We start from the raw sequence: 22,915 nt of genomic DNA, 5'->3' as shown, positions 1-22,915 counted from the left end.
TGGTGGAATACATCCAGTACTACAACCAGGAGCGCATCAAATTGAAATTGAAGGGCCTGAGCCCGGTACAGTACCGGGAGCAGGCCCAACAGGCCCAATCGGCCGCCTGACCCCTGTCCAAGTCTCGGGGGTCACTTCAGGATGGGTTTACGGCGTCCCCCTCAACCGGACCCACCCCGCCATCCCAAGGAACACCCGCTTTTGACGTTGACGTTGCCTCGGCAGGTGCAGGGCGCAGCCCTGCCGCCCCCGTCATTCCGCGATCAGCACCAACCCATCCGGGAACACGATCGCCGCTTCATCGGCACTCACATCGAAGAAGCCCACGCCGTGCTTCTCGGCCAGGTCCTGAACGCGGCCATGCGCGCGCTCGGCCACCGAGTAGGCGAACGCGCCGTAGATCACCTGCCGGCCGATGCTGTACTCGGTCACTTCGGCACGATCGTCATCGTCGTTGCTCAACGGGCCGTTCAACGGCGGGAAGTCCTGCGCCATCTCCGCGAACCACACTTGCAGCGCCGGGCTGCTGACCGCCGGGTCGTCGTACTCGTGGCGCTCGTTCCACTGCGTCTGCTTCTCGAACCAGGCGATGAAGGCCGCCGCTTCGCGCGGGGCCGCGCTGGCCTCGAACACCATCATGTCGTAACTCATTGAACCGTCCTGTGGGGATTGCGAGTGGCCGCCGGGCATGGCCCGGCGCTACCGGGCCACGATGGTAGCGCCGGGCCGCGCCTGGCGGATCGCATTACACGGACGGCGATTCGGCGCCTACCCATCCCGGCGCCAACGCCTTCGCCTCCGGGAACAACGCAAAGCGCAGCCCGATCAGGCCCATCAGCGCCTCGTCGCGCGCCTTGCAGGCGGCCACGTTGCCGACCCGTCCCAGCGAGGTATCCAACCGCTCGCGCAATGCGTCGGCCGCCACAATCGGTTTGCGCGCAGCGATCTGCCGGCGGTAGTGCACGGCGATCTCTTCAAGAATGTGCTCGACCGCCTCACGGCTGCGCTCGGGCAGTTCCAGCCGTGCACGGCGCAGCTGCAGGATGTTCAGGCCGATGCGCGCCTCGTTGAGCATGTCCACCGAGGCGATGTCACTGCCCTCGGGCGTCGCCGCCAGGCGCGGGGCGAGCAGGCCCAGCAGGTCGAGCATGCGTGCGGCGAAGCGCTGCCGATCCTGCTGGCCGCGTCCTTCGGCGGCTTCGGCCAGCGTGGTCCAGCCCTGCCGCACCAGCCGGCGTGCGGTCCACTCGGCACCTACCGAACGGAACAGGCGGGTCATCACCACTGCAAAGCCAATGCCGATGAACATCGCGATCGACGAGTTGAGGAAGGTCTGGATGTTGGCGCTGTAGGTGTTCTGCAGGCTCAGCAGCGCGGCCAGGTTCACTGTCAGCGGCAGCGCGAACAACGCGCTCTTGGGGTGGTGCAGCATCAGCCCCAGCGGCAGGAACGCCACCGCCAGCACCAGCGCCAGCAGGCCGAAGTCGTGCACGGCCGGGAACACGCCGAACAGGTACACGCCGGCCACCACCGAGGCGACCATCGCCCACACCAGGAACTGCACCATGCTGGGGGCCGGATCGTCCTGTGCGGCGAAGAATGCGGCAGTCACCGCCGCCATCATCGCGCCGTTGCCACCGCCCTCCCAACCGAGCGCGATCCACAGTACGCAGTAGCTCATCAGTGCCACGCCGGCACTGAGCGCGGAGAACAGTGCCATGCCGTAGTCGACGTGCCTGTCGGCGGCCACCCGTTCGGTGCGGATGCGATAGTGCGCGCGGTCCAGCGGCGCGGTGCCCTGATCGATCGCGTGCTGCAGGGTGCGGCAGTCCTGCCACAGGTCCACCAGCTCCTCCAGGCGCAGCAGCAGGCTGGCCAGCTGCAGGTGCTGCAGGTCGCGGTCCACCTGCGGCTTCAGCGCGCTGATGCGCGCGCGCAGCCGCGCGTACTCACTGGCGTTGGTCGGGCCGTCCAGCCAGTCGTGGATGTCATCGACCAGCGCCGGCAAACCTTCAGGCAGGGCCTGGCCATCGGTGCGCAGCGCGCTCAGGCGGTCAGCAATCGAGGACAGCACCGGCAACAGCAGCAGCATGCGTTCGCGCAGCCGCTCCATCGACACTGCCGAACCGGCATGGCGCGGGTCGTCGCGGCGCAGGAACTCGATCAATGCCTCGAACTGCACCAGGTCGGCGGCCAACCGGTTGCGTGGCACGTGTGCACGGCCACGTTCCAGGATCTGCCGGCACCACTGCGCGGCGTCCTCCATCCAGTTGCCGATGCGGGCGCGCAGCATCGGCCGCACCGAGGCCGGGAACAGCAGCGAGGCGAACAGCACCGCCACCACCGTGCCGAGGATGATCTCCTCGCTGCGCGCCACCACCGTGTCGAAGATGGTTTCCGGCGAGGTCACTGCGGGGAAGCCGATGAAGGCGGTGGTGTAGCCGGCCAGCAGGAACGCGTAGCCGCGCGGGCCGCGGTTGAGCAGGGCCATGAACAGGCAGCCGGCCAGCCAGATCGACATGGCCGCGCTCAGGACCAGCGGCGTTTCCACCAGTGCCGGCAGCACCAGCAGGGTGGCCAGGCCGGCCACCAGGGTGCCGACGATGCGGTACACGCCCTTGGCCCGGGTCGGGCCCAGCAGCGGCTGGCTGACGATGTACACCGTGCCCATCGCCCAGTACGGGCGCGACAGGTTGCCGGCCATGGCGATGTACAGCGCGGCCACTGCGGCCAGGTAGGTCTTGATCGAGAACAGCCAGGCCTGGCGGTCGGTCAGCGCGTTCATGGCTTACTTCGCTGCGGTCGAGGCGTTGGGCGCGGTGGCGCTTGCCTGCCAGCCACCGCCCAGCACCAGGAACAGATGGATCTGGTCGCGCGAGACCTGCGCTTCGGCGGCCGCCAGCGTGGCATCGCTGGTGGCCAGGCTGCGGTCGGCATCCAGGCTGGACAGGTACGGCGTGCGGCCGCCCTGGTACAGCCGGCGGTTCTGCTCGGCAGCCAGCGCGGCCTGCTCCTGCGCGATGCGCAACGACTGCAGCCGGCGCAGGTCCTGCGCATAGCGGTCCAGCGCGGTCTGGGTCTCGCGCAGCGCCTGCAGGACCGTGTGGTCGAACTCGGCCAGCGCCGCGTCGGCACCGGCTTCGGCAGCGTGGATGCGTGCGTGCGTGCCGGACGACGGCAGCGTCCATGAGATCAGCGGGCCGATCGACCACTGCTGGGTCATCGGCGTGCCGAAGTCTTCCAGCAGGCCGGCGGCACCCACCGAGGCCCCCAGGCGGATGTCCGGATACAGTTCGGCGGTGGCCACGCCAATGCGCGCGGTGGCCGAGGCCAGCTTGCGTTCGGCCTGGCGCACGTCCGGGCGGCGCTGCAGCAGCGCACGGCCATCACCGACCGGCAGGGGCTGCGCCAGGCCGGGGGCGTGTGCACAGTCGATCACGCCAGCTGGCAGCTGGCCCGGGGTCTGCCCGAGCAGGGCGGCCAGCGAATAGGCGGCCGCCGAGCGCTGCGCATGCAGCGGCGGCAGCGCGGCTTCCAGCAGCGCCACCTGGGCATTGGCGCGGGCCAGCTCCGGCGGCGTGCCACGGCCGGCCGCGATCAGGCGCTCGGTAACGGTGCGGCTGCGCTGTTGCAGCTGCAGCGAATGCTCGGCCACGTGCAGTTCGTGGTTGGCATGGCAGATTTCCAGGTAGCTGTCGGCCACCTGGGCGACCACACTGACCTGGGCCAGATCGCGTGCCGCCGCCACCGACTGCTCGTCGGCACGCGCCGCTTCGGCGCCGCGCTTGAGCTTGCCGAACAGGTCGAACTGGTAGCTGACCGCGAACTTGCCATCGGCCAGGTTGATCACCGGCAGCTCGTGCTCCTGCAGGAACGATTCGGCCGACAGCTGCGCGCGGCTGACCCCGGCCTCGGCTTCGTACTCGAAGCCACCGGCGTCCAGCGCCTGTTGGTATACCGCCGCCGCACGGCGCAGGTGCGCATCGGCGGCCTTCAGTTCGACGTTGTCTCGCAGCGCCTGGGTGATCAGGCCATCCAGCACCGGGTCGTTGTACAGCGACCACCAGCGGTCGGGCAGCGCCTGGTTGGCGGCCACCTGCGGGTTCTGCGTATCGATGAAGGCCGCATTGGCCTCCGGGCGCTTGAACGCCGAGCCTTCCGGCAGCGCGTAGTCCGGGCCGACGGTCCTGCACGCGGCCAGGCTGGCCAGCGCGACGATCAGGCCGAGACGGGGCAGGGTGGCGTTCACAGGCCCGCCTGTGTCGGCGCGGTGCCGACCTTGTCGTTGTGCGGGTGACGGCCGGTGTCCACGGTCACCGTCGCGGTGCGGCCGGCAATCAGTTCCACGCCCTTGGGCACCTCGTCGATGGCGATGCGCACCGGAATGCGCTGGGCCAGGCGCACCCAGTCGAAGGCCGGGGTCACGTTCGGCAGCAGGGTGCTGCCGTTGCTGCGGTAGCGATCCTCGATGCCGGCGGCGATGCTCTCGACATGGCCGCGCAGCGGCGCCGATTCGCCCATCAGGCGGATGTCCACGCGCTGCCCCGGGGCCACGCCGCGCAGGCGGGTTTCCTCGAAGTAGCCGTCGATGCGGAACGAGCCGGTGTCCAGCAGCGCCAGCACCGGCTTGCCGGCCACCACGTAGTCGCCCACGCGCATGGTGCGGTCGTTGACCCGGCCATCGGCCGGTGCGCGCACCTCGGTGCGGCCCAGGTTGAGCTCGGCCAGGTCGACCGCCGCCTGTGCGGTGCCCAGCGCAGCCTGTGCAGCCTGCAGCTTGGCGCGGCGCACTTCGGCGTCCTCGGCGGCGACCAGATCCTGCAGGCTGCGGTCACGGCCGATTTCGCGGCGCAGCTGCGCCACCGAGGCCTGGCGCTCGGCCAAGCTGGCCTTGGCCTGTTCCAGCGCGATGCGGTAGCGCGCGCGGTCGATCACGAACAGCACGTCGCCCTTCTTCACCGCCTGGTTGTCGGCCACGTTCACCGTTTCCACCAGCCCGGACACGTCCGGTGCCACCTGCACCACGTCGGCACCGACATGGGCGTCGCGGGTCCACGGCTCATCCATGTAATAGACCCACAGCTGGCGCAGCACCAGCAGGGCGACGATCACGGCTGCGCTGGTCAGCAGTATGGGCAGGGTCTTCTTCACGATCTTGTTCACGATTGCATCCAACGCAGGAGGTGGAACAGCAGGCCAAGCACGATCCCGTACAGCGCCAGGTTGAACAGCGCCGGGTGCCATACATGGCGATAGGCGCCGGCACGCTGCAGCAGCGCGTGCAGGCCGCTGTTGACCAGGTAGGCCAACAACATCAACCCGAGCAGGGTCGGGACGAACACTCCATGGAGACTGAATTCACCGGGCATCGGAAGGGGCGGGGGCGAGGTGGGGGAGGGGAGGGACAACAGAACTACGGCAACGGGCAAAAGCCGCTGGCGTGTGCACGGCAGCGGCGGTGTTCGGGGGCAGCGCTCTTACGTGATGCGGTCGGCGGCCTCGGCCAGCAGGCGCCATGCCTTCAGCACGGCGTGCAGTTCATCCATGGAAAGCTCGCCGAACACGTCCTGGCGCAGGCCGATCAACTGGTCTTCCAGCTCGCTGACCAGCGCATGGCCCGCGTCGGTCAGCCACAGCAGGTTGGCGCGGCGGTCGCTGGCGTCGCTCTCGCGGCGGACCAGGTCGCTGGCGCACAGCTTGTCCAGCAGGCGCACCAGGGAAGGACCCTCCATGCCCAGCTGCTGGGCCAGCGCCACCTGGCGGATGCCACCGCCGGAGCGGCCGATCATCAGCAGGGGCATGGTGCAGGCGGTGGAGATGCCGTAGCTGCCGAGCCGACTGTCGGCCAGGCGCTGCCACTGCCGCCCTGCGTACAGCAGGCCGGAGCTGAGCTGCATCTGCAGCACGGTGCGCTCGTCGAGAGGTCGGTCCATAAGAGATAGATAGGATACTACTAATTTCATTCCTATCAATAGGTTTTTCTGAATGGGGGGTGTAGTGAGGAAAGCGTTGCGCCTGCCTGGTGTCGGGTGGGGCAGGGCGGGCCGGACGGTGCAGGACACGCCGTGAACCCCCCTCCGGGGTCCGGCCCAGCCGCTGGCGGCTGTGCGTTCGGGCGCTTGCGAGGCATGCCTCGCAAGCAAAGCGCCCTCACCCTTGGGGGCTCGGCCGCGGCATCCATGCCGCGGACGGTCCTGCCCCGCCCGGCCCCCGCTGCCTTCCCATCACCCCGCGAGCGCGGTGGGTTGGCTCTTAGAAGCAAGAGCAGAAGCAGTGCGGACCAGCGGTCCGCACCCACCAGGGCAGTGGCCAAAGCAGCGGCGCGCCGTTTCCGAAGCCATGAACCCCTGCTTTTGACCCCGCTTTCGGGCGGTCCGGCCGCGCCCGCGGGAAACTGTCAAGGAGGGGGAGAGGGGGCTGCGCAGGACCGTTGGCGCCATGGATGGCGCCACCGAGCCCCCAGGGGTGAGGGCGCTTTGCCTGCGAGGCATGCCTCGCAAGCGCCCGAACGCACAGCCGCCAGCGGCTGGGCCGGACCCCGGAGGGGGGTTCACGGCGTGTCCTGCGCAGCCCCCTCTCCCACTCCAAATCGATAGCAACGACGCGCCAACAACGACCCCCGATGAACCGTCCCAACAGGACGACCCACCCCCCGGTCGGGTACGATGCTCGCCCCCCGTTCGGGACGCTGTACGCAATGAGCAAGAACAACGAAAAGGCCGCCCCGCAGGGCGACGTGACCCAGGACCAGGCCGAGGATGCCGTGCGCACCCTGCTGCGCTGGGCCGGTGAGGACCCGTCCCGTGAAGGCCTGCTGGATACCCCCCGCCGTGTCGCCGAAGCCTATGGCGACTGGTTCAGCGGTTACCGCGACGACCCGCGCGCCTACATGGAGCGGACCTTCGAGGAAGTGGCCGGCTACGACGAACTGATCGTCCTGCGTGACATCGAGTACGAAAGCCACTGCGAACACCACATGGCGCCGATCATCGGCCGCGTGCATGTCGGCTACCTGCCGGCCGGCAAGGTGGTGGGCATCAGCAAGCTGGCCCGCGTCGTCGAAGCCTACGCCCGCCGTTTCCAGGTGCAGGAGAAGATGACCGCGCAGATCGCCCAGTGCATCCAGGACGTGCTGCAGCCGATCGGCGTCGGCGTGGTCGTCGAAGGCGCCCACGAGTGCATGACCACCCGCGGCATCCACAAGCGCGGCGTCAGCATGGTCACCTCCAAGATGCTGGGCAGCTTCCGCGACGACGCGCGCACCCGCGCCGAGTTCCTGCGCTTCATCGAAGTGGGCGGCAAGCGCTGAGCCGCTTGCCCGCACCGCGCCGGCCCCTGGTGGCCGGCATGCCCACGGCTGCCCACGCAGCCGCCGTGGGTGGCTGCTTGTCCCCACCAGACCTCATGACTCTTTTCGCTGCATGAAGCATCGCGAACGCATTGCCCGTTACCGTCACCTGCGCGAACAGCCCCAGTGGAAGCTGCTTGCCGCCGACCATGCCCCGGAAATCATCGGCCTGTTGCAGGGCCTGCTGATGGACGGCGAGCGCACGTTGCCTTCGTCGGTGCTCAACGAGCGCCTGCAGCGCGCGCTGGACCAGCTGGCCGGCGATGAACTCTCGCGCGAGCTGCCGCGGACCGCGCAGGCCTACATCGCGCACTGGCTGGCCCAAGGCTGGTTGGAGCGCCGCCTGCCCGAAGGCGCCGACCAGGAACAGTACGAGCTGTCGACCGCAGCGCTACAGGCGATCCGCTTCGCCGACGGCCTCGAGCAGGCTCGCGTGGCCGCCACCGAGAGCCGCCTGGCACTGGTCATCGAACAGCTCTCGCAGCTGGCCGCGCAGACCGAGTCCGACCCCGATGCCCGCCTCTCGGCGCTGCGCGACGAGCGCGACCGCATCGACGCCGAGATCGCCCGCGTCGGCGCCGGCCGCGTCACCGCGCTGGATGGCAAGCGCGCCCTGGAACGTGCGCGCCAGATCATCGGCCTGGCCGACGAGCTGACCGAGGATTTCCGGCGCGTGCGCGATGACTTCGAGCAGCTCAACCGCGAGTTCCGCGAACGCATCATCGACGATGAAGGCGAGCGCGGCGACGTGCTGTCGCAGCTGTTCGAAGGCGTGGACGTGATCGGCGAGAGTGATGCAGGGCGCAGCTTCCAGGCCTTCTGGCGTCTGCTCAATGACGCCGAGCAGAGCGCCCAGCTCGATGCCGCGCTGGAAGCGGTGCTGGCGCGTGGCTTTGCCCGGCGCCTGGACCGCAACGAGCGCAACTTCCTGCGCGGCTTCACCAGCACCATGCTCGAGCGCGGTGGCCAGGTGCACGACGTGCTGCAGCACTTCGCGCGCAGCCTGCGCGGCTTCGTACAGAGCCGTGGCTATCTGGAGCAGCGCCGCCTCAACCAGCTGCTCAAGCAGGCGCAGTCCGAAGCGCTGGCCCTGCGTGACGAGTTCCCCGCACAACGCGGCATCGGCCGCGACCTGCAGCTGACCACCAGCCGCCTGCGTTCGTGGTCGCAATGGAAGCTGCACGATCCGCGCAGTGCCCAGGTCGATGGCAACGTCGAGTACAACGACGCGGCCGCGATCAGTCTGGAAAGCGTCGGCGATCTGGTCGCTTCGTCCGAAATCGACTTCCGCACCCTGCGCCGCGACCTGCACGACCTGCTCGATGCACAGCCGCGGCTCAGCATCGCCCAGGCCCTGTCGCAGCGCGAAGCGCCGCAGGGCCTCGGCAGCGTCATCGGCTACCTGTCGCTGGGCACGCGTTTCGGCAACGTGGTCGCCGGCGAGCAGGAGCTTGCGCAATGGCGCGGTGGCGACGGCCAGATCCGCCGCGCCCGCATCCCGCTGGTTTGGTTCACCCAGGAGAGACGCCATGAGCTGGCATGAAGATCCCATCGAAGCACCGCAGGCCGACGTGGCGGAAGACGCCTACGAGGCCGAGCCGGCGGCGACCATGGCGCAGCCCCGCCGTGGCAACGACGTGTACTACCTCGGCGACACCGGGCGCCTGCCGCTGGATGCGCGCCGCGCGCTGTGCCAGCTGCTGATCGGCCCCAGCATCGACCAGCTGCGCCACGCCAAGCTGTGGCCCGCGCTGATCCGCAGCGAAGCGGCCATCCGCTCATCGCTGGCGGACCTGTTCCTGGAACTGGTGCTCGACCGCGACAGCGGCGTGGCGTTCACCCGCCAGGCCGATACCGAAGACGTTGATGCGCCGGTGCTGCTGCGCACCTCGCCGCTGACCTTCATCGACTCGGTGCTGCTGCTGTACCTGCGCCAGCAGCTGGCCGAGGCCGATGCACGCGGCAACCGCGCGGTGGTCGCCGACGCCGAGATGGCCGAAGCGCTGGCCATCTATGAAAAGAACCTGTCCACCGACCGCGCCGGCTTCAACCGCCGCGTTGCCTCGGCGGTGCAGAAGATGAAGGACAACCACATCCTGACCCGCCTCAGCGGCCAGGATGACCGCCACGAAGTCTCGCCGGCGCTGAAGCTGCTGTTCTCCGCCGAAGACGTGTCCCAGCTTTCGGCGGTGTACCGCCAGCTGCGCGAAACCCCGGCCGCCGAGGCCTGAGAGACCCGACCATCGCATGGCTATCTCCAAGCACACTCCCGCACTGTTCAACGAAGGCCTGCCGGACCCGCGCCTGCAGCAGTTCCGCATGCGCCGCCTGCAGGTGCACAACTGGGGCACCTTCAACGGCCTGACCGAAGTGCCGATCGCCGAGCGCGGCTTCCTGTTTGTCGGCCGCTCCGGCTCGGGCAAGTCGACCCTGCTCGATGCCATGTCCGCGCTGCTGACGCCGCCGGCCATCGTCGACTTCAACGCCGCTGCGCGTGAAGCCGAGCGCAGCGGCCGCGACCGCAACCTGGTGTCCTACGTGCGTGGCGCGTGGGCTGACCAGCAGGACAGCGGCACCGGCGAAATCGCCACCCAGTACCTGCGCAAAGGCGCCACCTGGACCGCACTGGTGCTGGAATACCGCGCCGGCGATGGCCGCGTGGTCAGCCTGGTGCGCCTGCTCTGGATCTCCGGCAACGGCACCTCGGCCGGCGATGTGCGCAAGCACTACATGATCGCCGAGCGCCCGTTCGACATCGCCAAGGATCTCGGCGGCTTCGACCTAGACCTGCGCAAGCTCAAGCAGAAGCTGTCCGACCTGCACCACTTCGACACCTTCTCCGGCTACGCCGAGCGCTTCCGCGACCTGCTCGGCATCGACAACGAGATGGCGCTGCGCCTGCTGCACAAGACGCAGTCGGCGAAGAACCTGGGAGACCTCAACGTCTTCCTGCGCGACTTCATGCTCGACACGCCGAAGACCTTCGACGCCGCCGAGCGCCTGGTCAGCGATTTCGCCGAGCTTGATGGCGCACACCAGGCGGTGGTCACCGCCCGCCGCCAGGTGGAAACCCTGCTGCCGGCGCGCGCCTACTACAACGACCTGAAGGAAATGCACCGCCGGCGCGGTGACGACGAAGCCTTGAAACTTGGCGTCGACAGCTTCCGCGAGAGCCGCCGCCAGGCGCTGATCGAAGCGCGCCTGCGCGAGATGGACGTGCGTGACCGCGGCCTGCTTGGCGAAGAAGCCCAGCGCCGTGCTGCACTGGACAATCACACCGAGCGCCTGGCCGAACTGGAGCTGCAGCGCCGCCAGCAGGGCGGTGAGCGCATCGAGGAACTGGAACGCGAGCAGGGTCGTGCCGAAGCTGAGCGCGACCGGCGCCAGGCCAAGCGCGAGCAGGCACGCCAGGCGGCACAGCAGCTGGGGGCCGAACTGCCGGACGACGCGCACGGTTTCGCCGAACTGGTCGAGCGCGCGCAGAACGAGCTGCAGGATCGCCAGCGTGCCTCCTCGGCACTGGACGATGCGATCAGTGATCGCCTCGGTGGCAAGCGCGATGACGAGCGCCGTTTCGGCGAAGTCCGTGCCGAACTCGAAGCGATGCAGCGCACACCGTCCAACATCCCGGCGCCGATGCAGAAGCTGCGTGCGCGCCTGGCCGAAGAGACCGGCATCGCCGAGGCAGCGTTGCCGTTCGTAGGTGAACTGATCCAGGTCCGCGCGGAAGAGCAGGGCTGGCAGGGTGCCATCGAGCGCGTGCTGGGCGGTTTCGCGCTGTCGCTGCTGGTCGACGACAAGCACTACAACGATGTTGCCGAGTGGGTGAACCGCACTCACCTGGGCATGCGCTTCACCTACTACCGCGTGCGCCGCAACGATGATGCGTTCGCGCGCGAACCCTCGGCGAAATCGCTGCTGCACAAGCTTGAACTGCGCGAGCATGTGTTCGAAAGCTGGCTGCGCCGGGAGCTGGGCAAGCGCTTCGACTACGAATGCGTGGATGCCAAGCAACTGCGCAACGTCGACCGCGGCATCACCCGCGAAGGCCAGGTCAAGCATCCCGGTGACCGTTTCGAGAAGGACGACCGCAGTGCAGTGGGCGACCGCCGCCGCTGGATCCTCGGCTTCAACAACCACGACAAGGTCGGTGCCTTCGAGCGCGAAGCCCAGGAACTGGCCAAGCGCATCGCCAGCTGCGAGACCGACATCGCGCGCCTGCGCGGGCAACGTGACCGCGACAACGAACGCCGCCTGGCCTGCCACGAGCTGGTCAGCATCAGCTGGAACGAGATCGACATCGCCGCTCCGCAGCAGCGCCTGAGCGATATCGAAGCCACCCTGCGCGACCTGCGCGAAGGCAACGCCGATCTCGCCAGGCTGGCCAAGCAGATCGACGCCGTGCGTGCGGATATCGAACAGGCACGCCGCACCTATGAGGACGTTCGCGTCGAACGCGGCCAGCTGGTCAAGGAGCGCGACCGTCTCGATCGCGCCCGCCAGCAGAGCCGTGCACTGGTGCTGCCGACCCTGGCCCAGGAGCAGGAGGCCGGGCTTGCCGAGCGCCTGCAGGAGCAGGGTCCGCTCAGCCTGGAAACGCTCGAAGCGCACATGCGCCAGGTCAGCAACGCGCTGAACGAGCAGCTGTCGTCCTCGCAGCAGGACCTCAACCGCATCGAGAACCAGCTGATCGGCTGCTTCCGCCGCTTCATCCAGCAGTGGCCGGAGGAGTCGGGTGACTTCACCGTCTCGGTGGCCTCGGCCGAGGACTTCCTCGCCCGCCTCGAACGCCTGGAACGCGATGGCCTGCCGCAGCACGAAGAGCGCTTCTTCGATCTGCTGCAGAACCAGAGCAAGAACAACCTGCTGGCCCTGCAGCGCCACAGCGCCGAAGCCCGGAAGTCGATCGGACAGCGCCTGGATGAAGTGAATGCCAGCCTGGAGCAGGTGCCGTTCAACCGTGGCACGCTGCTGACCATCGAACTGAGCGACCGCCGCCTGCCGGAAGTCGCCGAGTTCCACCTGCAGCTGCGCGAGGTGCTGTCGCAGCAACAGACCGAGCAGCGTGAACTGGCCGAATCGCAGTTCACCGTGCTGCGCCAGCTGGTCAACCGACTGGGCTCGCAGGAAGGCGAGGACAAGCGCTGGCGCGAGCTGGTGCTGGACGTGCGCATGCACGTGGAGTTCATCGGCGTCGAGCTGGATGCGGAAACGCGCCAGCAGGTCGAGATCTACCGTAGTGGCGCGGGCAAGTCCGGTGGCCAGCGCCAGAAACTGGCCACCACCTGCCTGGCGGCAGCGCTGCGCTACCAGCTCGGCGGCGCCGACAGCCAGCTGCCCAGCTACGCGGCGGTCGTGCTCGACGAGGCCTTCGACAAGGCCGACAACGAGTTCACCGCGCTGGCGATGAACATCTTCGACAACTTCGGCTTCCAGATGGTGGTCGCCACCCCGCTGAAGTCGGTGATGACGCTTGAACCGTTCATCGGCGGCGCCTGCTTCGTCGAAATCAGCGGCCGACACGACTCCGGGGTGTTGCTGATCGAGTACGACGAAGAAGGCAAGCGCCTGAAGCTGCCCGAGCGCAGTCGCCAGCAGGCCAACGAACCGGAAGAAGCCGAGGCCTGAGCGCCTCGGTCCATCTACCTGTAGAGCCGAGCCATGCTCGGCTGCTCTTCGCGACCTGAAACAACGTGCCAACCAAGGTTGGCACCTACCATTTCATAACGTCCCTCACGAACCGCGGAACGTGTCCCACGCCATCCGCGCGATCAGCACCACCACCAGCCCCACGAACAGCTTGCGGATGAACGGCGTGCCGCCCTTCAACGCCAGGCGCGTGCCCACCACCGAACCGATGATGTTGGCTGCGGCCATCGGCAGCGCGAACAGCCACAGGATGTTGCCTGTCGGCACGAAGAACGAGATCGCCGCCACGTTGGTGGCCAGGTTCACGACCTTCGATGCCGCTGACGCGCGCAGGAAATCCAGCCCGAAGAAGCGTACGAACAGGAAGATCAGGAAGCTGCCGGTACCCGGCCCGAAGAAGCCATCGTAGAAGCCGATCGCCGCACCGATCGCCAGTGCGATCACCAGCTCGCGGCGGCCGATCTCCTGTGGCCGGTGCAACGCGCCGAAGTCCTTCTTCCACAGCGTGTAGGCCAGCATCGCGATCAGCAGGACCAGCACCAGCGGGCGCACCGCGTCCTTGGGCAGCAGGCTTACCGCAGTGGCCCCGGCGAAGGAGAAGATGAAGGCGGTACCAGCCGCGAACAGTACCGGCTTCCACGGGAAACGCACGTTGCGCGCGTAACGCCAGGCAGCCGCACCGGTACCGAACATCGAACTGAACTTGTTGGTGCCGAACAGCATCGCCGGTGTCTGCTGCGGCAGCACCGTGAACAGTCCCGGCAGCTGCACCAGGCCACCGCCACCGACGGCGGCATCCACAAGACCGGCGATGAAGGCGATCACCACCAGCCACCACAACTCGGGGGGAACCAGTTCCAGCACGGCGATCAATCAAGGTGGGGGCGCGACAGCATACGCCCTTCGCCGATGGATGCTGGCGGCGCTCCGCGCGACAATGCGCGCATGAGCCGAAAACCTGCCGATCCCTGTCCCTGCGGGCTACCCGCGGAGTACGCCGCCTGCTGTGGCCGTTTCCATGCCGGCGACACCGTCCCCGACGCCGAACGCCTCATGCGTTCGCGCTACAGCGCGTACGTGCGGGGCCTGGCAGGCTACCTGCGCCAGAGCTGGCATCCGGACACGCGTCCGGTCGAGTTGTCGCTGGATGACGCGCCCGGGCAGCGTACGCACTGGCTGGGCCTGACCGTCCATGAGCACACCGTCACCGGCGCTGACAGCGCCGAGGTGAGGTTCACCGCCCGCTACCGGCTAGGCGGCGGCAGCGCGGTGAAGATGACCGAACACAGCCGCTTCCTGCGCATCGACGGTCGCTGGTACTACCTCGACGCAGTCTGAGCCTCAGCCCGCTGTCCGGCGTTCGCCCGGATCTGGTTGCGGCCGCCGTCCTTGGCTGCGTACAGCGCCCGGTCGGCGGCCTTGACCACCGCTGCCGGGCGCGGGTCCACAAGGCTGTCGGCCAGGCCGATGCTCACCGTCACCTGCACCACCGGGCCGCTGCCGCCGCGCCCGCGTTGCTGACGCCCGGCGTCATCGTCGCGGCTGCGGGTGCTGCGGTCGCGCAGCTGCATGCGGGTGTCCTCGATGCTCTGCCGCAAGGCTTCCACGGCATCCATGCAGGCGTCGGCCGGCTGGCCCAGGAACACCACCGCGAACTCCTCGCCGCCGTAGCGGAACGCACGGCCACCATCACCCACCCGCGCCAGCCGCGAGGCCACCAGGCGCAGCACGTCGTCGCCGGTGTCGTGGCCGTGGGTGTCGTTGAACGATTTGAAGTGGTCCACGTCCACCATCGCGATGCTGTAGGTGCCGCGCGCCCGTTGCAGGGTCTCATTGAAGGCGCGGCGCCCCGGCAAGCCGGTCAGTTCGTCGCGGAACGCCATGTGGAACGACTCCTGCAGCATCGCGCCCAGCATCAGCAGCAGGGCCGCACTGGCCAGCGCAGGCAGCAGCACCGGCTGCAGGAAGACCCTCGGCAGCATCCACCACAGGCACAGCAGCGCCAGCAACATAGCCGTGTGCAGCGGCCGCGGAAGGCGCCATGCCTGCCAACCCAGCGCCGCCGTGGCCAGCAGGAACAGCAGCGCCGGCAGCTGCGCCAGCGCGTTCCAGTCGGCCGGGATCCACGCCCAATGACGGTTCGACAGCAGATCATGCATGCCGCGCGGCTGCTGCGCGGCCAGCAGCAGGAAGATCAGCAATGCCGTACTGCTGGCGACGGAGCGCAACAGCAGGTCGTGCCTGCGCCGCCCACGCTCCGGCCACAACGACAGGCCGGCGAACAGCAATGGCAGCCACGCCGAGATGGCATGGAAGCGCAGCGGTGTCAGCGCGCTGACATGGCCGCTGCGCAGGTAGCCGCCGACATCCTGGTGCAGCAGCGCGAACATGACTGCCACCACCAACAGCAGGCAGAGCGCACGCACCTGGTGGTAGAGAAGGGCCAGGCCGGCACTGAGGCAGGCCAGCAGCCAGGGCAGAACGCGTTGGGCCGGACTGGCCACGTCTTCGTTGCCCAACGCCGCCCACAGCACCACGGCAACCAGCACGGCGGGCAGCACGAACAGGTAGTGCGCAGGCTGGCGGAGCGGATGCAGGGGCAATCAGGAATTCCAGCGCGGTGACGACGCGGCCGCAGCATTGCCGTTAGCGGCGTTCGGGGCGGCTTCTTGAATGCGGCAGGCCCATCCATGTGAACGAAGTGACGCCGGACCATGACATCGCACTCACCCGCCGGCACCGATGCTGTCGGCATGGACAGCGTACCCGCCGCCGTCGCTGCCCCGCAGCACGATCTCGCCCACCAGTTCGCACGCGTGCGTGCGCGCAGCATGCAACTGGCCGGCCCGCTCAGCGCCGAGGACGCCATGCTGCAGAGCATGGCCGATGCCAGCCCCAGCAAGTGGCACCTGGCCCACACCACCTGGTTCTTCGAACGCTTCGTGCTGGCCGGCTTCCCGGCTGCGCCTGCACATGACCCTGCATGGGACTACCTGTTCAACAGCTACTACAAGAGTATCGGCCCCGCCCATGCCCGGCCGCAGCGCGGCCTCCTCTCACGGCCCTCGCTGCAGCAGGTGCATGACTATCGCCAGCAGGTCGATGCACAGGTGCAGTCGCGGCTATCGGCAGGTGACCTGGACCCACACGCGCTGCACAACCTGCAGCTCGGCCTGCAGCACGAACAACAGCATCAGGAGTTGTTGTTGACCGACATCAAGCACGCGTTCTGGTGCAATCCGCTGCAGCCGGCCTACCGCGAGGACCTGCCCCCCCCCCCTGGCGCTGCCAGTGCACAGGGCTGGATCGAATCACCCGAGCGCATCGTTACCGTCGGCGCTGCAGCCTGGCCGCAGCACGCTGCGTTTGCCTACGACAACGAATCGCCGCCGCACCGCGTGCTGCTGCCGGCACATGCTCTGGCCGAACGTCCCGTCAGCAATGCCGAGTACCGTGCTTTCATCGATGCCGGCGGCTACCGCGAACCGCGCTGGTGGCTCAGTGAAGGCTGGGCGTTGCGTGAAGCCGAGGACTGGCAGCACCCGCTGTACTGGGATGACACCCTGCAGCGCGAATACACCCTGGGCGGTTGGCGCGAGCTGGATCCGCACGCGCCGGTCTGCCATCTCAGCTACTTCGAGGCCGATGCCTGTGCCCGCTGGGCCGGGGCACGCCTGCCCAGCGAGTTCGAGTGGGAGGCCGCGGCCGCGTCTCAGGCGGTGCGGGGCCACTTTGCGGATGACGATCACCTGCACCCGCAGGCGGGGCAGGGCAGCGGCCTGCGCCAGCTGTTCGGTGATGTCTGGGAGTGGACTCACAGCGCGTATGGCGCCTATCCCGGCTACCGCCCTTTCGCGGGCAACCTCGGTGAGTACAACGGCAAGTTCATGTGCGGCCAATGGGTGCTGCGCGGCGGCAGCTGCGTCACGCCACGGGGCCATGTGCGCGCCAGCTATCGCAATTTCTTCATGCCGCCGGCGCGCTGGCAGTTCTCCGGACTGCGCCTGGCCAGGGACCTCACATGAGCACCGTTCACGACGCGCTGCAGGCGTTGACCGACCTCACCCCCGGCCGCCAGCAGATCCTCACCGACGTGGTGGCCGGGTTGTCGCGCACACCGCGCCAGCTGCCATCCAAGTATTTCTACGATGCACGCGGCTCACGCCTGTTCGAGCAGATCACGCAGACCTGCGAGTACTACCCCACGCGTACCGAGCTGGCGCTGCTGGCGCGGGTGCTGCCGGACATCGCCCGCAGCGTCGGTCCTCATGTTCATGTGGTGGAGCTGGGCAGCGGCAGTGGCCGCAAGACCGCGCTGCTGCTGGCGGCACTGCAGGACCCCGTGGCCTACACCCCCATCGAGATCTCGCGCGCCGCGCTGCTGTCCAGCATCGACCATCTGGCCCCGGCGCTGCCGGACGTCGAGATGCTGCCGGTCTGTGCCGACTTCACCCGCGCGGTCGACGTCCCGGCACCGGAACGCGAGCCTGCGCGGCGCCTGTTGTTCTTCCCGGGCTCCACGTTGGGCAATTTCGTCGAAGAGGATGCCGTCGCACTGCTGCGCGCGATGCGCCAGACCATGGGCCGCGATGGCCTGGCCCTGGTCGGCATCGATCTGCACAAGGACCCGGCATTGATCGAAGCCGCCTACAACGATGTGCAGGGCATCACTGCTGCATTCACCCTCAACCTGCTGGCGCGCCTGAACCGCGAGATCGGCAGCGACTTCGATCTGGACGGCTTCCGCCACCGCGCCCGCTACAGCATCGCGCGGCTGCGCATCGAAACCGATCTGGTCAGCCAGCGCGCACAGGACGTCCGTCTGGATGGCCGCACCTTCCACTTCCAGGCCGACGAGCCGATCCGCGTCGAATACAGCCACAAGTACACCGACGACAGCTTCGAAGCGTTGCTGCTGCCAGCGGGCCTGCAGGTCGTGCGGCGCTGGGATGCTGAAAGCCCGGCCTATGGCCTGCGCCTGCTTCGCGCCCTTTAGCCGCCGCCAGCCCGCGCTGCTTCAGGTTCGCCTACGCTGCGCCTAAGATGGCCCTGCAACGGCAACACGGAGGACGCCATGCCCATTCTGACCACGCTCGGCCTGGCGGCCGTGCTCGCCGCGGCACCCGCTTCGACAGCAGCGCCTGCGGCCAGCAGCGATGCCGCTTTCAGCCGCTGCATGGCCGTCCTGCAATCGACAGCCGCCAGCCAGGGCATCAGTGCCGACCGCTTCAATGGGATTATCGCCGGGCTCACCCCCGATCCCAGCGTGCTCGGCCTGCTCGACGCGCAGCCGGAATTCACCACGCCGATCTGGGACTACCTGGCCGCGCTGGTCGATCGCCAGCGCGTGGACGATGGGCGCGTCCTGCTGCAGCAGCATCGGGCCCTGCTTGATCGGGTGTCGGCCCAGTACGGCGTCGATCCGGCCACCATCGTCGCGGTCTGGGGCGTGGAGAGCGACTACGGCCGTGTGTTCGGCAAGCGCCCGCTGCTACAGTCGCTGGCCACGCTGTCCTGTGCCGGCCGCCGCCAGCCCTTCTTCCGTGGTGAGCTGCTGGCCCTGCTCAAGTTGATCGACCGCGGCGACCTGCAGGCACAGGGGCTCACCGGTTCCTGGGCCGGCGCCTTCGGGCATACGCAGTTCATGCCCAGCACCTATGCACGCATCGCCGTGGACGGTGATGGCGATGGCCGCCGCGATCTGGTCGGCAGCATTCCCGATGCGCTGGCCTCCACCGCCAATTACCTCAAGCGCGCCGGCTGGCGCAGCGGAGAGCCGTGGGGCATGGAAGTGCGTATCCCGCCCGGTTTCGACGCCAGCCAGGCCGGGCGCACCCAGCGTCGGGCGCTGGCCGACTGGCGTGCGCAAGGTGTGACCGCATTGGATGGCAGCGCGTTGGCCCCGGCCAACCTGCCTGCCGACGCGCGCGCGGCCCTGCTGCTGCCGGCGGGCGGCAAGGGCCCGGCGTTGCTGGTGTTCCGCAACTACGACGCGATCTACAGCTACAACGCTGCCGAAAGCTACGCGCTGGCGATCGCCACGCTGGCCGACCAGCTGCGTGGCGGCACGGGCCTGGCCACGGCCTGGCCGACCGATGATCCCGGTATCGGCCGCGATGAGCGCCGCCAGCTGCAGACCCTGTTGCTGGCCCGCGGCCACGACATCGGAAGCGCCGACGGCATGATCGGTACGGCCACGCGTCGCGCCATCCAGGTCGAGCAGCAGCGCCTGGGCTGGGCCAACGCAGATGGGCGCGCGGGACAGCGTATCCTTCGCACTCTGCAGAACGCGCCGCGCACTGCACCGGTGCCCACGCGTTTCATGCTTCCCAGCAACTACAGTGCCGTGCAATCGCCGGCCATACGGAGTCGATCCCACGTGCAGCAGATCCAGGGTGTACGCAGCGGGCAGTACCAGGGGCTCGATGCCTGGCTGGTGGAAACCGGCGACGCCAGCGCGGCCATCAGTGTGTTTGGCGGCCAGCTGCTTTCCTTCGTGCCCAAGGGCCAGCCGGATCTGATGTGGCTGTCCCCCCGGCGCGCCGAACTGCCCACGCCGATCCGCGGAGGCAGCCCCGTCTGCTGGCCGTACTTCGGCCGCCAAGGCCAGGGCAACGACGTGCCCGCCCACGGTTTCGTCCGTACCGTGCCGTGGGAACTGCAACAGGCCCGTCGCCTGGACGACGGCAGCATCGAGCTCACGCTGGCACCCCCGGTGCTGCAGAGCCTGGACCTGCGATTGAGGATGACTGTGCGCGTAGGCCGCCAGTTGACCCAGCGACTGATCACCGAGAACGTCGGCAGTTCCCCTGCCAGCATCACCCAGGCGCTGCACAACTACTTCCGCGTGGGTGATGCCAGCGCGGTGGATGTGGACGGCGTGGACGGACTGGACTATCTGGACAAGTTCGAGAACTATGCGACGCCGCGTCGGCAGCAGGGCGCCTGGACGTTGCGCGATCCCCGTGATCCCGGGCGCAGCGACCGCATCTACACGCAGGCCAAGGGTCACTATGTCCTGCGTGATCCGGTGCTGAAACGCCGCATCGACATCCGTACGGAAGGAAGCCGCTCGCTGGTGGCGTGGAATCCCGGTGCCGAGGCTGCAGCGAAGATGGCAGATGTGGGTGAGGGCTGGCGCGACTACGTCTGCCTGGAAGCGGCCAACGCCGGACCCGACGTGGTGACCCTGCCGCCGGGTGGCAGCCATGTCCTGTCACAGACATTGTCCGCGGCACCGTGGACACCGGTAACCCGGTAACGAATCAACGCAGCAAGGATGTTTTCATGCAGGACGCACAGTGGTGGTACGCCAACAGCAGGCAGAGCGAAGGACCGGTTGACCTGGCCGCCCTGCGTCGCCTGCAGCAGGACGGCACGGTGACGGCACGCACGCTGCTGTGGCGCGAAGGCATGCTCTCGTGGCGCCCCTTGGCGGAGCTGGAACAGGATTCAACGCCCATCGAGATGTCGCCGGCTCCGGATATCGACACAGCCCCACCGGTTGAGGTCGTTGCGCCAAGTGTCGGCGATCCGTCCGATCCGTATCGAGCCCCCGCCGCTGCACCGGATACGGCTGCCGCCGCGGGGCTGGAGGGCGAGATGGCCTTGTACGCCAGCGTGGTCGGCGGCAACTTCCCGATCTATCGCCAGCGCTGGCGACTGGATCAGGGCATTGCCACCGCCAGTGGAACCTGGCACTGGCCGGCCTTCCTGCTCGGCCCGATCTGGATGATGTACCGCAGGATGTACCGCCTGGCGGCAATGTGGGTCGGCCTGCTGCTGCTGATCAGCGTGGTGGAGACCTTGCTGGATGTGCCCGAAGGCGTGTCGCTGGTCATCACCATCGCGCTCAGCGTCACCACCGGCACCTTTGGCAACACCTGGTACCTGGCACACTGCCAACGCCTGATCGCCCAAGCCCGTGCCGTCAGCGGCGGCGATGACGCACGGCTGCGCAGCGAGCTGACCGCACGCGGCGGCACCAGCGTGGTCGCCACACTGGCCGCCATCGTCATCTCGGTGGTGTTGAGCACCGTCGGCGCCGCACTGGCGGGGTAGGACAGGTCAGCGGCCCTGACGCGGCCGCAGCACCAGCAGGCACAGCGCACCGGCCACCAGGCCCCAGAACGCCGAACCGATGCCGGCCAGTGAGACGCCGGAGGCGGTGACCAGGAAGGTGACCAGTGCCGCCTCGCGGTCCTGCTCTACTGCCAGCGCACTGGCCAGGCTGTTGGCGATGGTGCCGAACAACGCGATACCGGCCACGCAGGCCACCAGCTCCTTTGGGAAAGCCGCGAACAGGGCGGCCACGGTGGCACCGAACAGCCCGATGACAATATAGAAAGCCCCAGCGGCCATGGCGGCGGTGTAGCGCCGTGCCGGATCCTCGTGCGCATCACGGCCCATGCAGATCGCGGCCGTGATCGCGGCCAGGTTCAGTGCGTAGGCACCGAACGGCGCCAGCAATGTATTGACCACGCCGATCCAGCCGATCAGCGGCGACACCGGCGCGTCATAGCCGGAGGCACGCATCACTGCCACACCGGGGATGTTCTGCGAGGCCATGGTGACCACGAACAGGGGCAGGGCGATGCCGGCTACCGCAGTCCAGGACAGGGACGGGGTCACCCATTGCGGCACCGCCAGCTGCAGCTGCACCTGCTGTGCGTGCAGCAGGTCACGGCTGGCTGCGACCGCGATGCCGACCAGTAGTGTGGCGATGACCGCATAGCGCGGGAACAAGCGGCGTCCCGCCAGCCAGGTGGCGAACATTGCCAGTGCCAGTACCAGTTGGGAATTCATGGCCACGAACACGTCCAGACCGAAGCGCAGCAGCACGCCGGCCAGCATGCCGGCGGCCAGCGCCATCGGCACCCGCTGCATCAATCGTGCGAACACCCCGGAGAAGCCTGCCAGCATGCCAAGCACCGCAGCGAGCAGGAATGCGCCGGTGGCTTCAGCGAGCGAGTCGCCACCAGCACCGACCACCAGCATCGCCGCGCCCGGTGTCGACCATGCGGTCACCACCGGCACGCGATAGCGCAGCGACAGCCCGATGCAGGTGACACCCATGCCCAGTCCCAGTGCCCACATCCATGAGGCGATCTGTGCCTGGTCGGCACCGACAGCCTGTGCGGCCTGGAACACGATCACTGCGGAACTGGCGAAGCCGACCAGCACGGTGATGAAGCCGGCGACCACGGCCGGCACTGAAAGGTCGCGCCACCATGCTTGCCGCACCTGCATGTTCATTGCCGTCTCTCCTTGTTGCATCCGTGCATTGATAGCCGTTGCGGCGTTGACCGCGCAACGCGCGGGCAACGCCGCAGTGATCTTCGAGCGTACGTCATGCCTGAAGTCGCGGCGCTTCTGTCATCACCATGAAAAAAAAGCCTTGACGAAATCTGCAGGATCTCTAGAATTCGCCCCCTTGCTGCAACGCATCGCTTCCTCGGAAACGGCACGCGATCAGCAACGCCATCACCGGCGAACGAGTTGATCGAACGAAGGTGTTGACGGACTCGGAAAGTCCGGCATAATAGGCGGCTCGCAACGACGAAAGACCCTCGGGTCCAACGACGAAGCGGCATCGGCAACAACGTCCACTCCGGTGAGACGGCCTTGAAAAAAGGTGTTGACGAAGCGGAAAAGCCGGCTATAATGGGCGGCTCGCTACGAAGGAAACTTCGCAGCACACGGGAACGGCGCTGAGGCCACTTCCCCGGATCTTTGAAAGTATGCGCAGGTATCTTGTGAAGGCGCCTGCAGGAAGGATGATTGTCCATCTTGCAGACGTTTGATCAAGCAACTATTAATTGTTTTAAAGCAAGCGATACGTTGCCAGCATCAATCATCTGCAGCTTTAAATTTTGATCTTCGGATCATGTAGTTTTAAGTGAAGAGTTTGATCCTGGC

General features: G+C 67.8%; 20 protein-coding genes. 11 read left to right on the top strand and 9 right to left on the bottom strand.

Annotated features, from left to right (window positions below; all coding sequences use genetic code 11):
• Positions 1–110 (top strand): IS3 family transposase (locus tag AC5P9W_RS19550; protein WP_288037892.1); only part of this gene is annotated, 110 nt, incomplete at its 5' end.
• Positions 111–252: 142 nt separating this feature from the next.
• Here AC5P9W_RS19550 and AC5P9W_RS19545 read toward each other — a convergent pair.
• From AC5P9W_RS19545 to AC5P9W_RS19520, 6 genes are all read right to left on the bottom strand, one after another.
• Positions 253–651 (bottom strand): hypothetical protein, encoded by a 399-nt coding sequence (locus tag AC5P9W_RS19545; protein WP_288041355.1) that lies wholly within the window; start codon positions 649–651, stop codon positions 253–255.
• A gap of 94 nt (positions 652–745) precedes the next feature.
• Positions 746–2,785 carry an FUSC family protein gene (locus AC5P9W_RS19540; RefSeq protein WP_329867596.1) on the bottom strand — a complete coding sequence of 680 codons (2,040 nt, stop codon included), beginning with the start codon at positions 2,783–2,785 and terminating at the stop codon, positions 746–748.
• Positions 2,786–2,788: 3 nt separating this feature from the next.
• The gene (locus AC5P9W_RS19535) at positions 2,789–4,249 is read right to left on the bottom strand and encodes an efflux transporter outer membrane subunit (RefSeq protein WP_495219404.1); all 1,461 of its coding nucleotides are present in this window, start codon (positions 4,247–4,249) and stop codon (positions 2,789–2,791) included.
• Positions 4,246–5,163: an efflux RND transporter periplasmic adaptor subunit gene (locus tag AC5P9W_RS19530; RefSeq protein ID WP_188250461.1), complete on the bottom strand. Its 918-nt coding sequence runs from the start codon at positions 5,161–5,163 to the stop codon at positions 4,246–4,248. The genes AC5P9W_RS19535 and AC5P9W_RS19530 overlap by 4 nt, the downstream gene beginning before the upstream one ends.
• On the bottom strand, positions 5,160–5,369 hold the full coding sequence (locus AC5P9W_RS19525; protein WP_010487502.1) for a DUF1656 domain-containing protein: 210 nt from the start codon (positions 5,367–5,369) through the stop codon (positions 5,160–5,162). Before AC5P9W_RS19525 ends, AC5P9W_RS19530 begins: the two co-directional genes overlap by 4 nt.
• Positions 5,370–5,477: 108 nt before the next feature.
• Entirely contained in the window at positions 5,478–5,933 is a 456-nt protein-coding gene (locus AC5P9W_RS19520; RefSeq protein ID WP_012481667.1) for a MarR family winged helix-turn-helix transcriptional regulator, read from the bottom strand.
• 764 nt (positions 5,934–6,697) lie between these two features.
• Here AC5P9W_RS19520 and folE point away from each other — a divergent pair.
• The 4 genes from folE to AC5P9W_RS19500 all read left to right on the top strand — a co-directional run bounded on the left by folE (position 6,698) and on the right by AC5P9W_RS19500 (position 12,976).
• Positions 6,698–7,309: a GTP cyclohydrolase I FolE gene (gene folE, locus AC5P9W_RS19515; RefSeq protein ID WP_004141296.1), complete on the top strand. Its 612-nt coding sequence runs from the start codon at positions 6,698–6,700 to the stop codon at positions 7,307–7,309.
• 112 nt (positions 7,310–7,421) lie between these two features.
• Positions 7,422–8,891 (top strand): DUF3375 domain-containing protein, encoded by a 1,470-nt coding sequence (locus AC5P9W_RS19510; protein ID WP_019658766.1) that lies wholly within the window; start codon positions 7,422–7,424, stop codon positions 8,889–8,891.
• Complete coding sequence (locus AC5P9W_RS19505) at positions 8,878–9,579, top strand: DUF4194 domain-containing protein (RefSeq protein ID WP_019658765.1); 702 nt, start codon at positions 8,878–8,880, stop codon at positions 9,577–9,579. Before AC5P9W_RS19510 ends, AC5P9W_RS19505 begins: the two co-directional genes overlap by 14 nt.
• Positions 9,580–9,595: 16 nt before the next feature.
• Positions 9,596–12,976 carry an ATP-binding protein gene (locus AC5P9W_RS19500; protein WP_021202048.1) on the top strand — a complete coding sequence of 1,127 codons (3,381 nt, stop codon included), beginning with the start codon at positions 9,596–9,598 and terminating at the stop codon, positions 12,974–12,976.
• A 105-nt stretch (positions 12,977–13,081) separates the two neighbouring features.
• On the opposite strand, the gene AC5P9W_RS19495 is transcribed toward AC5P9W_RS19500, so the two are convergent.
• Positions 13,082–13,861 carry a sulfite exporter TauE/SafE family protein gene (locus tag AC5P9W_RS19495; RefSeq protein ID WP_019658763.1) on the bottom strand — a complete coding sequence of 260 codons (780 nt, stop codon included), beginning with the start codon at positions 13,859–13,861 and terminating at the stop codon, positions 13,082–13,084.
• An 81-nt stretch (positions 13,862–13,942) separates the two neighbouring features.
• Between AC5P9W_RS19495 and AC5P9W_RS19490 the strand changes: the two genes are divergently transcribed.
• A complete protein-coding gene (locus AC5P9W_RS19490) occupies positions 13,943–14,335 on the top strand; it encodes a YchJ family protein (RefSeq protein ID WP_495219403.1) in 393 nt (130 codons plus the stop codon).
• Here the strand turns inward: AC5P9W_RS19490 and AC5P9W_RS19485 are convergent.
• Positions 14,317–15,600 (bottom strand): GGDEF domain-containing protein, encoded by a 1,284-nt coding sequence (locus AC5P9W_RS19485; RefSeq protein ID WP_031269293.1) that lies wholly within the window; start codon positions 15,598–15,600, stop codon positions 14,317–14,319. The genes AC5P9W_RS19490 and AC5P9W_RS19485 overlap by 19 nt on opposite strands.
• A 150-nt stretch (positions 15,601–15,750) precedes the next feature.
• Between AC5P9W_RS19485 and egtB the strand changes: the two genes are divergently transcribed.
• The 4 genes from egtB (at position 15,751) to AC5P9W_RS19465 (ending at position 21,058) form a co-directional block, all read left to right on the top strand.
• Positions 15,751–17,022 carry an ergothioneine biosynthesis protein EgtB gene (egtB, locus tag AC5P9W_RS19480; protein WP_483017142.1) on the top strand — a complete coding sequence of 424 codons (1,272 nt, stop codon included), beginning with the start codon at positions 15,751–15,753 and terminating at the stop codon, positions 17,020–17,022.
• Entirely contained in the window at positions 17,019–17,993 is a 975-nt protein-coding gene (gene egtD / locus AC5P9W_RS19475; protein ID WP_478405559.1) for an L-histidine N(alpha)-methyltransferase, read from the top strand. The genes egtB and egtD overlap by 4 nt, the downstream gene beginning before the upstream one ends.
• A gap of 78 nt (positions 17,994–18,071) precedes the next feature.
• Entirely contained in the window at positions 18,072–20,258 is a 2,187-nt protein-coding gene (locus AC5P9W_RS19470; protein WP_274602078.1) for a lytic murein transglycosylase, read from the top strand.
• Between the two features lie 26 nt (positions 20,259–20,284).
• Positions 20,285–21,058 carry a DUF2628 domain-containing protein gene (locus tag AC5P9W_RS19465; RefSeq protein ID WP_495219402.1) on the top strand — a complete coding sequence of 258 codons (774 nt, stop codon included), beginning with the start codon at positions 20,285–20,287 and terminating at the stop codon, positions 21,056–21,058.
• 6 nt (positions 21,059–21,064) lie between these two features.
• Here the strand turns inward: AC5P9W_RS19465 and AC5P9W_RS19460 are convergent, their stop codons facing one another.
• A complete protein-coding gene (locus AC5P9W_RS19460) occupies positions 21,065–22,252 on the bottom strand; it encodes a benzoate/H(+) symporter BenE family transporter (RefSeq protein ID WP_049412904.1) in 1,188 nt (395 codons plus the stop codon).
• Between AC5P9W_RS19460 and AC5P9W_RS19455 the strand changes: the two genes are divergently transcribed.
• The gene (locus AC5P9W_RS19455) at positions 22,245–22,499 is read left to right on the top strand and encodes a hypothetical protein (protein WP_125437961.1); all 255 of its coding nucleotides are present in this window, start codon (positions 22,245–22,247) and stop codon (positions 22,497–22,499) included. The two genes, AC5P9W_RS19460 and AC5P9W_RS19455, sit on opposite strands and share 8 nt — an antisense overlap.
• The last annotated feature ends 416 nt before the right edge of the window (positions 22,500–22,915 follow it).

The organism is Stenotrophomonas sp. YJH_SMC_33 (assembly GCF_059372295.1).
Note: the sequence above shows the minus strand (reverse complement) of the source record. Positions and strands in the feature narration are given on the sequence as shown.

Bases quoted from the DNA above. Each gene is read 5' to 3' on its own strand.
- AC5P9W_RS19545 (WP_288041355.1), bottom strand. From the start codon at position 651: ATGAGTTACGACATGATGGTGTTCGAGGCCAGCGCGGCCCCGCGCGAA.
- AC5P9W_RS19540 (WP_329867596.1), bottom strand. From the start codon at position 2,785: ATGAACGCGCTGACCGACCGCCAGGCCTGGCTGTTCTCGATCAAGACC.
- AC5P9W_RS19525 (WP_010487502.1), bottom strand. From the start codon at position 5,369: ATGCCCGGTGAATTCAGTCTCCATGGAGTGTTCGTCCCGACCCTGCTC.
- AC5P9W_RS19520 (WP_012481667.1), bottom strand. From the start codon at position 5,933: ATGGACCGACCTCTCGACGAGCGCACCGTGCTGCAGATGCAGCTCAGC.
- folE (WP_004141296.1), top strand. From the start codon at position 6,698: ATGAGCAAGAACAACGAAAAGGCCGCCCCGCAGGGCGACGTGACCCAG.
- AC5P9W_RS19510 (WP_019658766.1), top strand. From the start codon at position 7,422: ATGAAGCATCGCGAACGCATTGCCCGTTACCGTCACCTGCGCGAACAG.
- AC5P9W_RS19505 (WP_019658765.1), top strand. From the start codon at position 8,878: ATGAGCTGGCATGAAGATCCCATCGAAGCACCGCAGGCCGACGTGGCG.
- AC5P9W_RS19500 (WP_021202048.1), top strand. From the start codon at position 9,596: ATGGCTATCTCCAAGCACACTCCCGCACTGTTCAACGAAGGCCTGCCG.
- AC5P9W_RS19490 (WP_495219403.1), top strand. From the start codon at position 13,943: ATGAGCCGAAAACCTGCCGATCCCTGTCCCTGCGGGCTACCCGCGGAG.
- egtB (WP_483017142.1), top strand. From the start codon at position 15,751: ATGGACAGCGTACCCGCCGCCGTCGCTGCCCCGCAGCACGATCTCGCC.
- egtD (WP_478405559.1), top strand. From the start codon at position 17,019: ATGAGCACCGTTCACGACGCGCTGCAGGCGTTGACCGACCTCACCCCC.
- AC5P9W_RS19470 (WP_274602078.1), top strand. From the start codon at position 18,072: ATGCCCATTCTGACCACGCTCGGCCTGGCGGCCGTGCTCGCCGCGGCA.
- AC5P9W_RS19465 (WP_495219402.1), top strand. From the start codon at position 20,285: ATGCAGGACGCACAGTGGTGGTACGCCAACAGCAGGCAGAGCGAAGGA.
- AC5P9W_RS19455 (WP_125437961.1), top strand. From the start codon at position 22,245: ATGTTCATTGCCGTCTCTCCTTGTTGCATCCGTGCATTGATAGCCGTT.
- AC5P9W_RS19460 (WP_049412904.1), bottom strand. From the start codon at position 22,252: ATGAACATGCAGGTGCGGCAAGCATGGTGGCGCGACCTTTCAGTGCCG.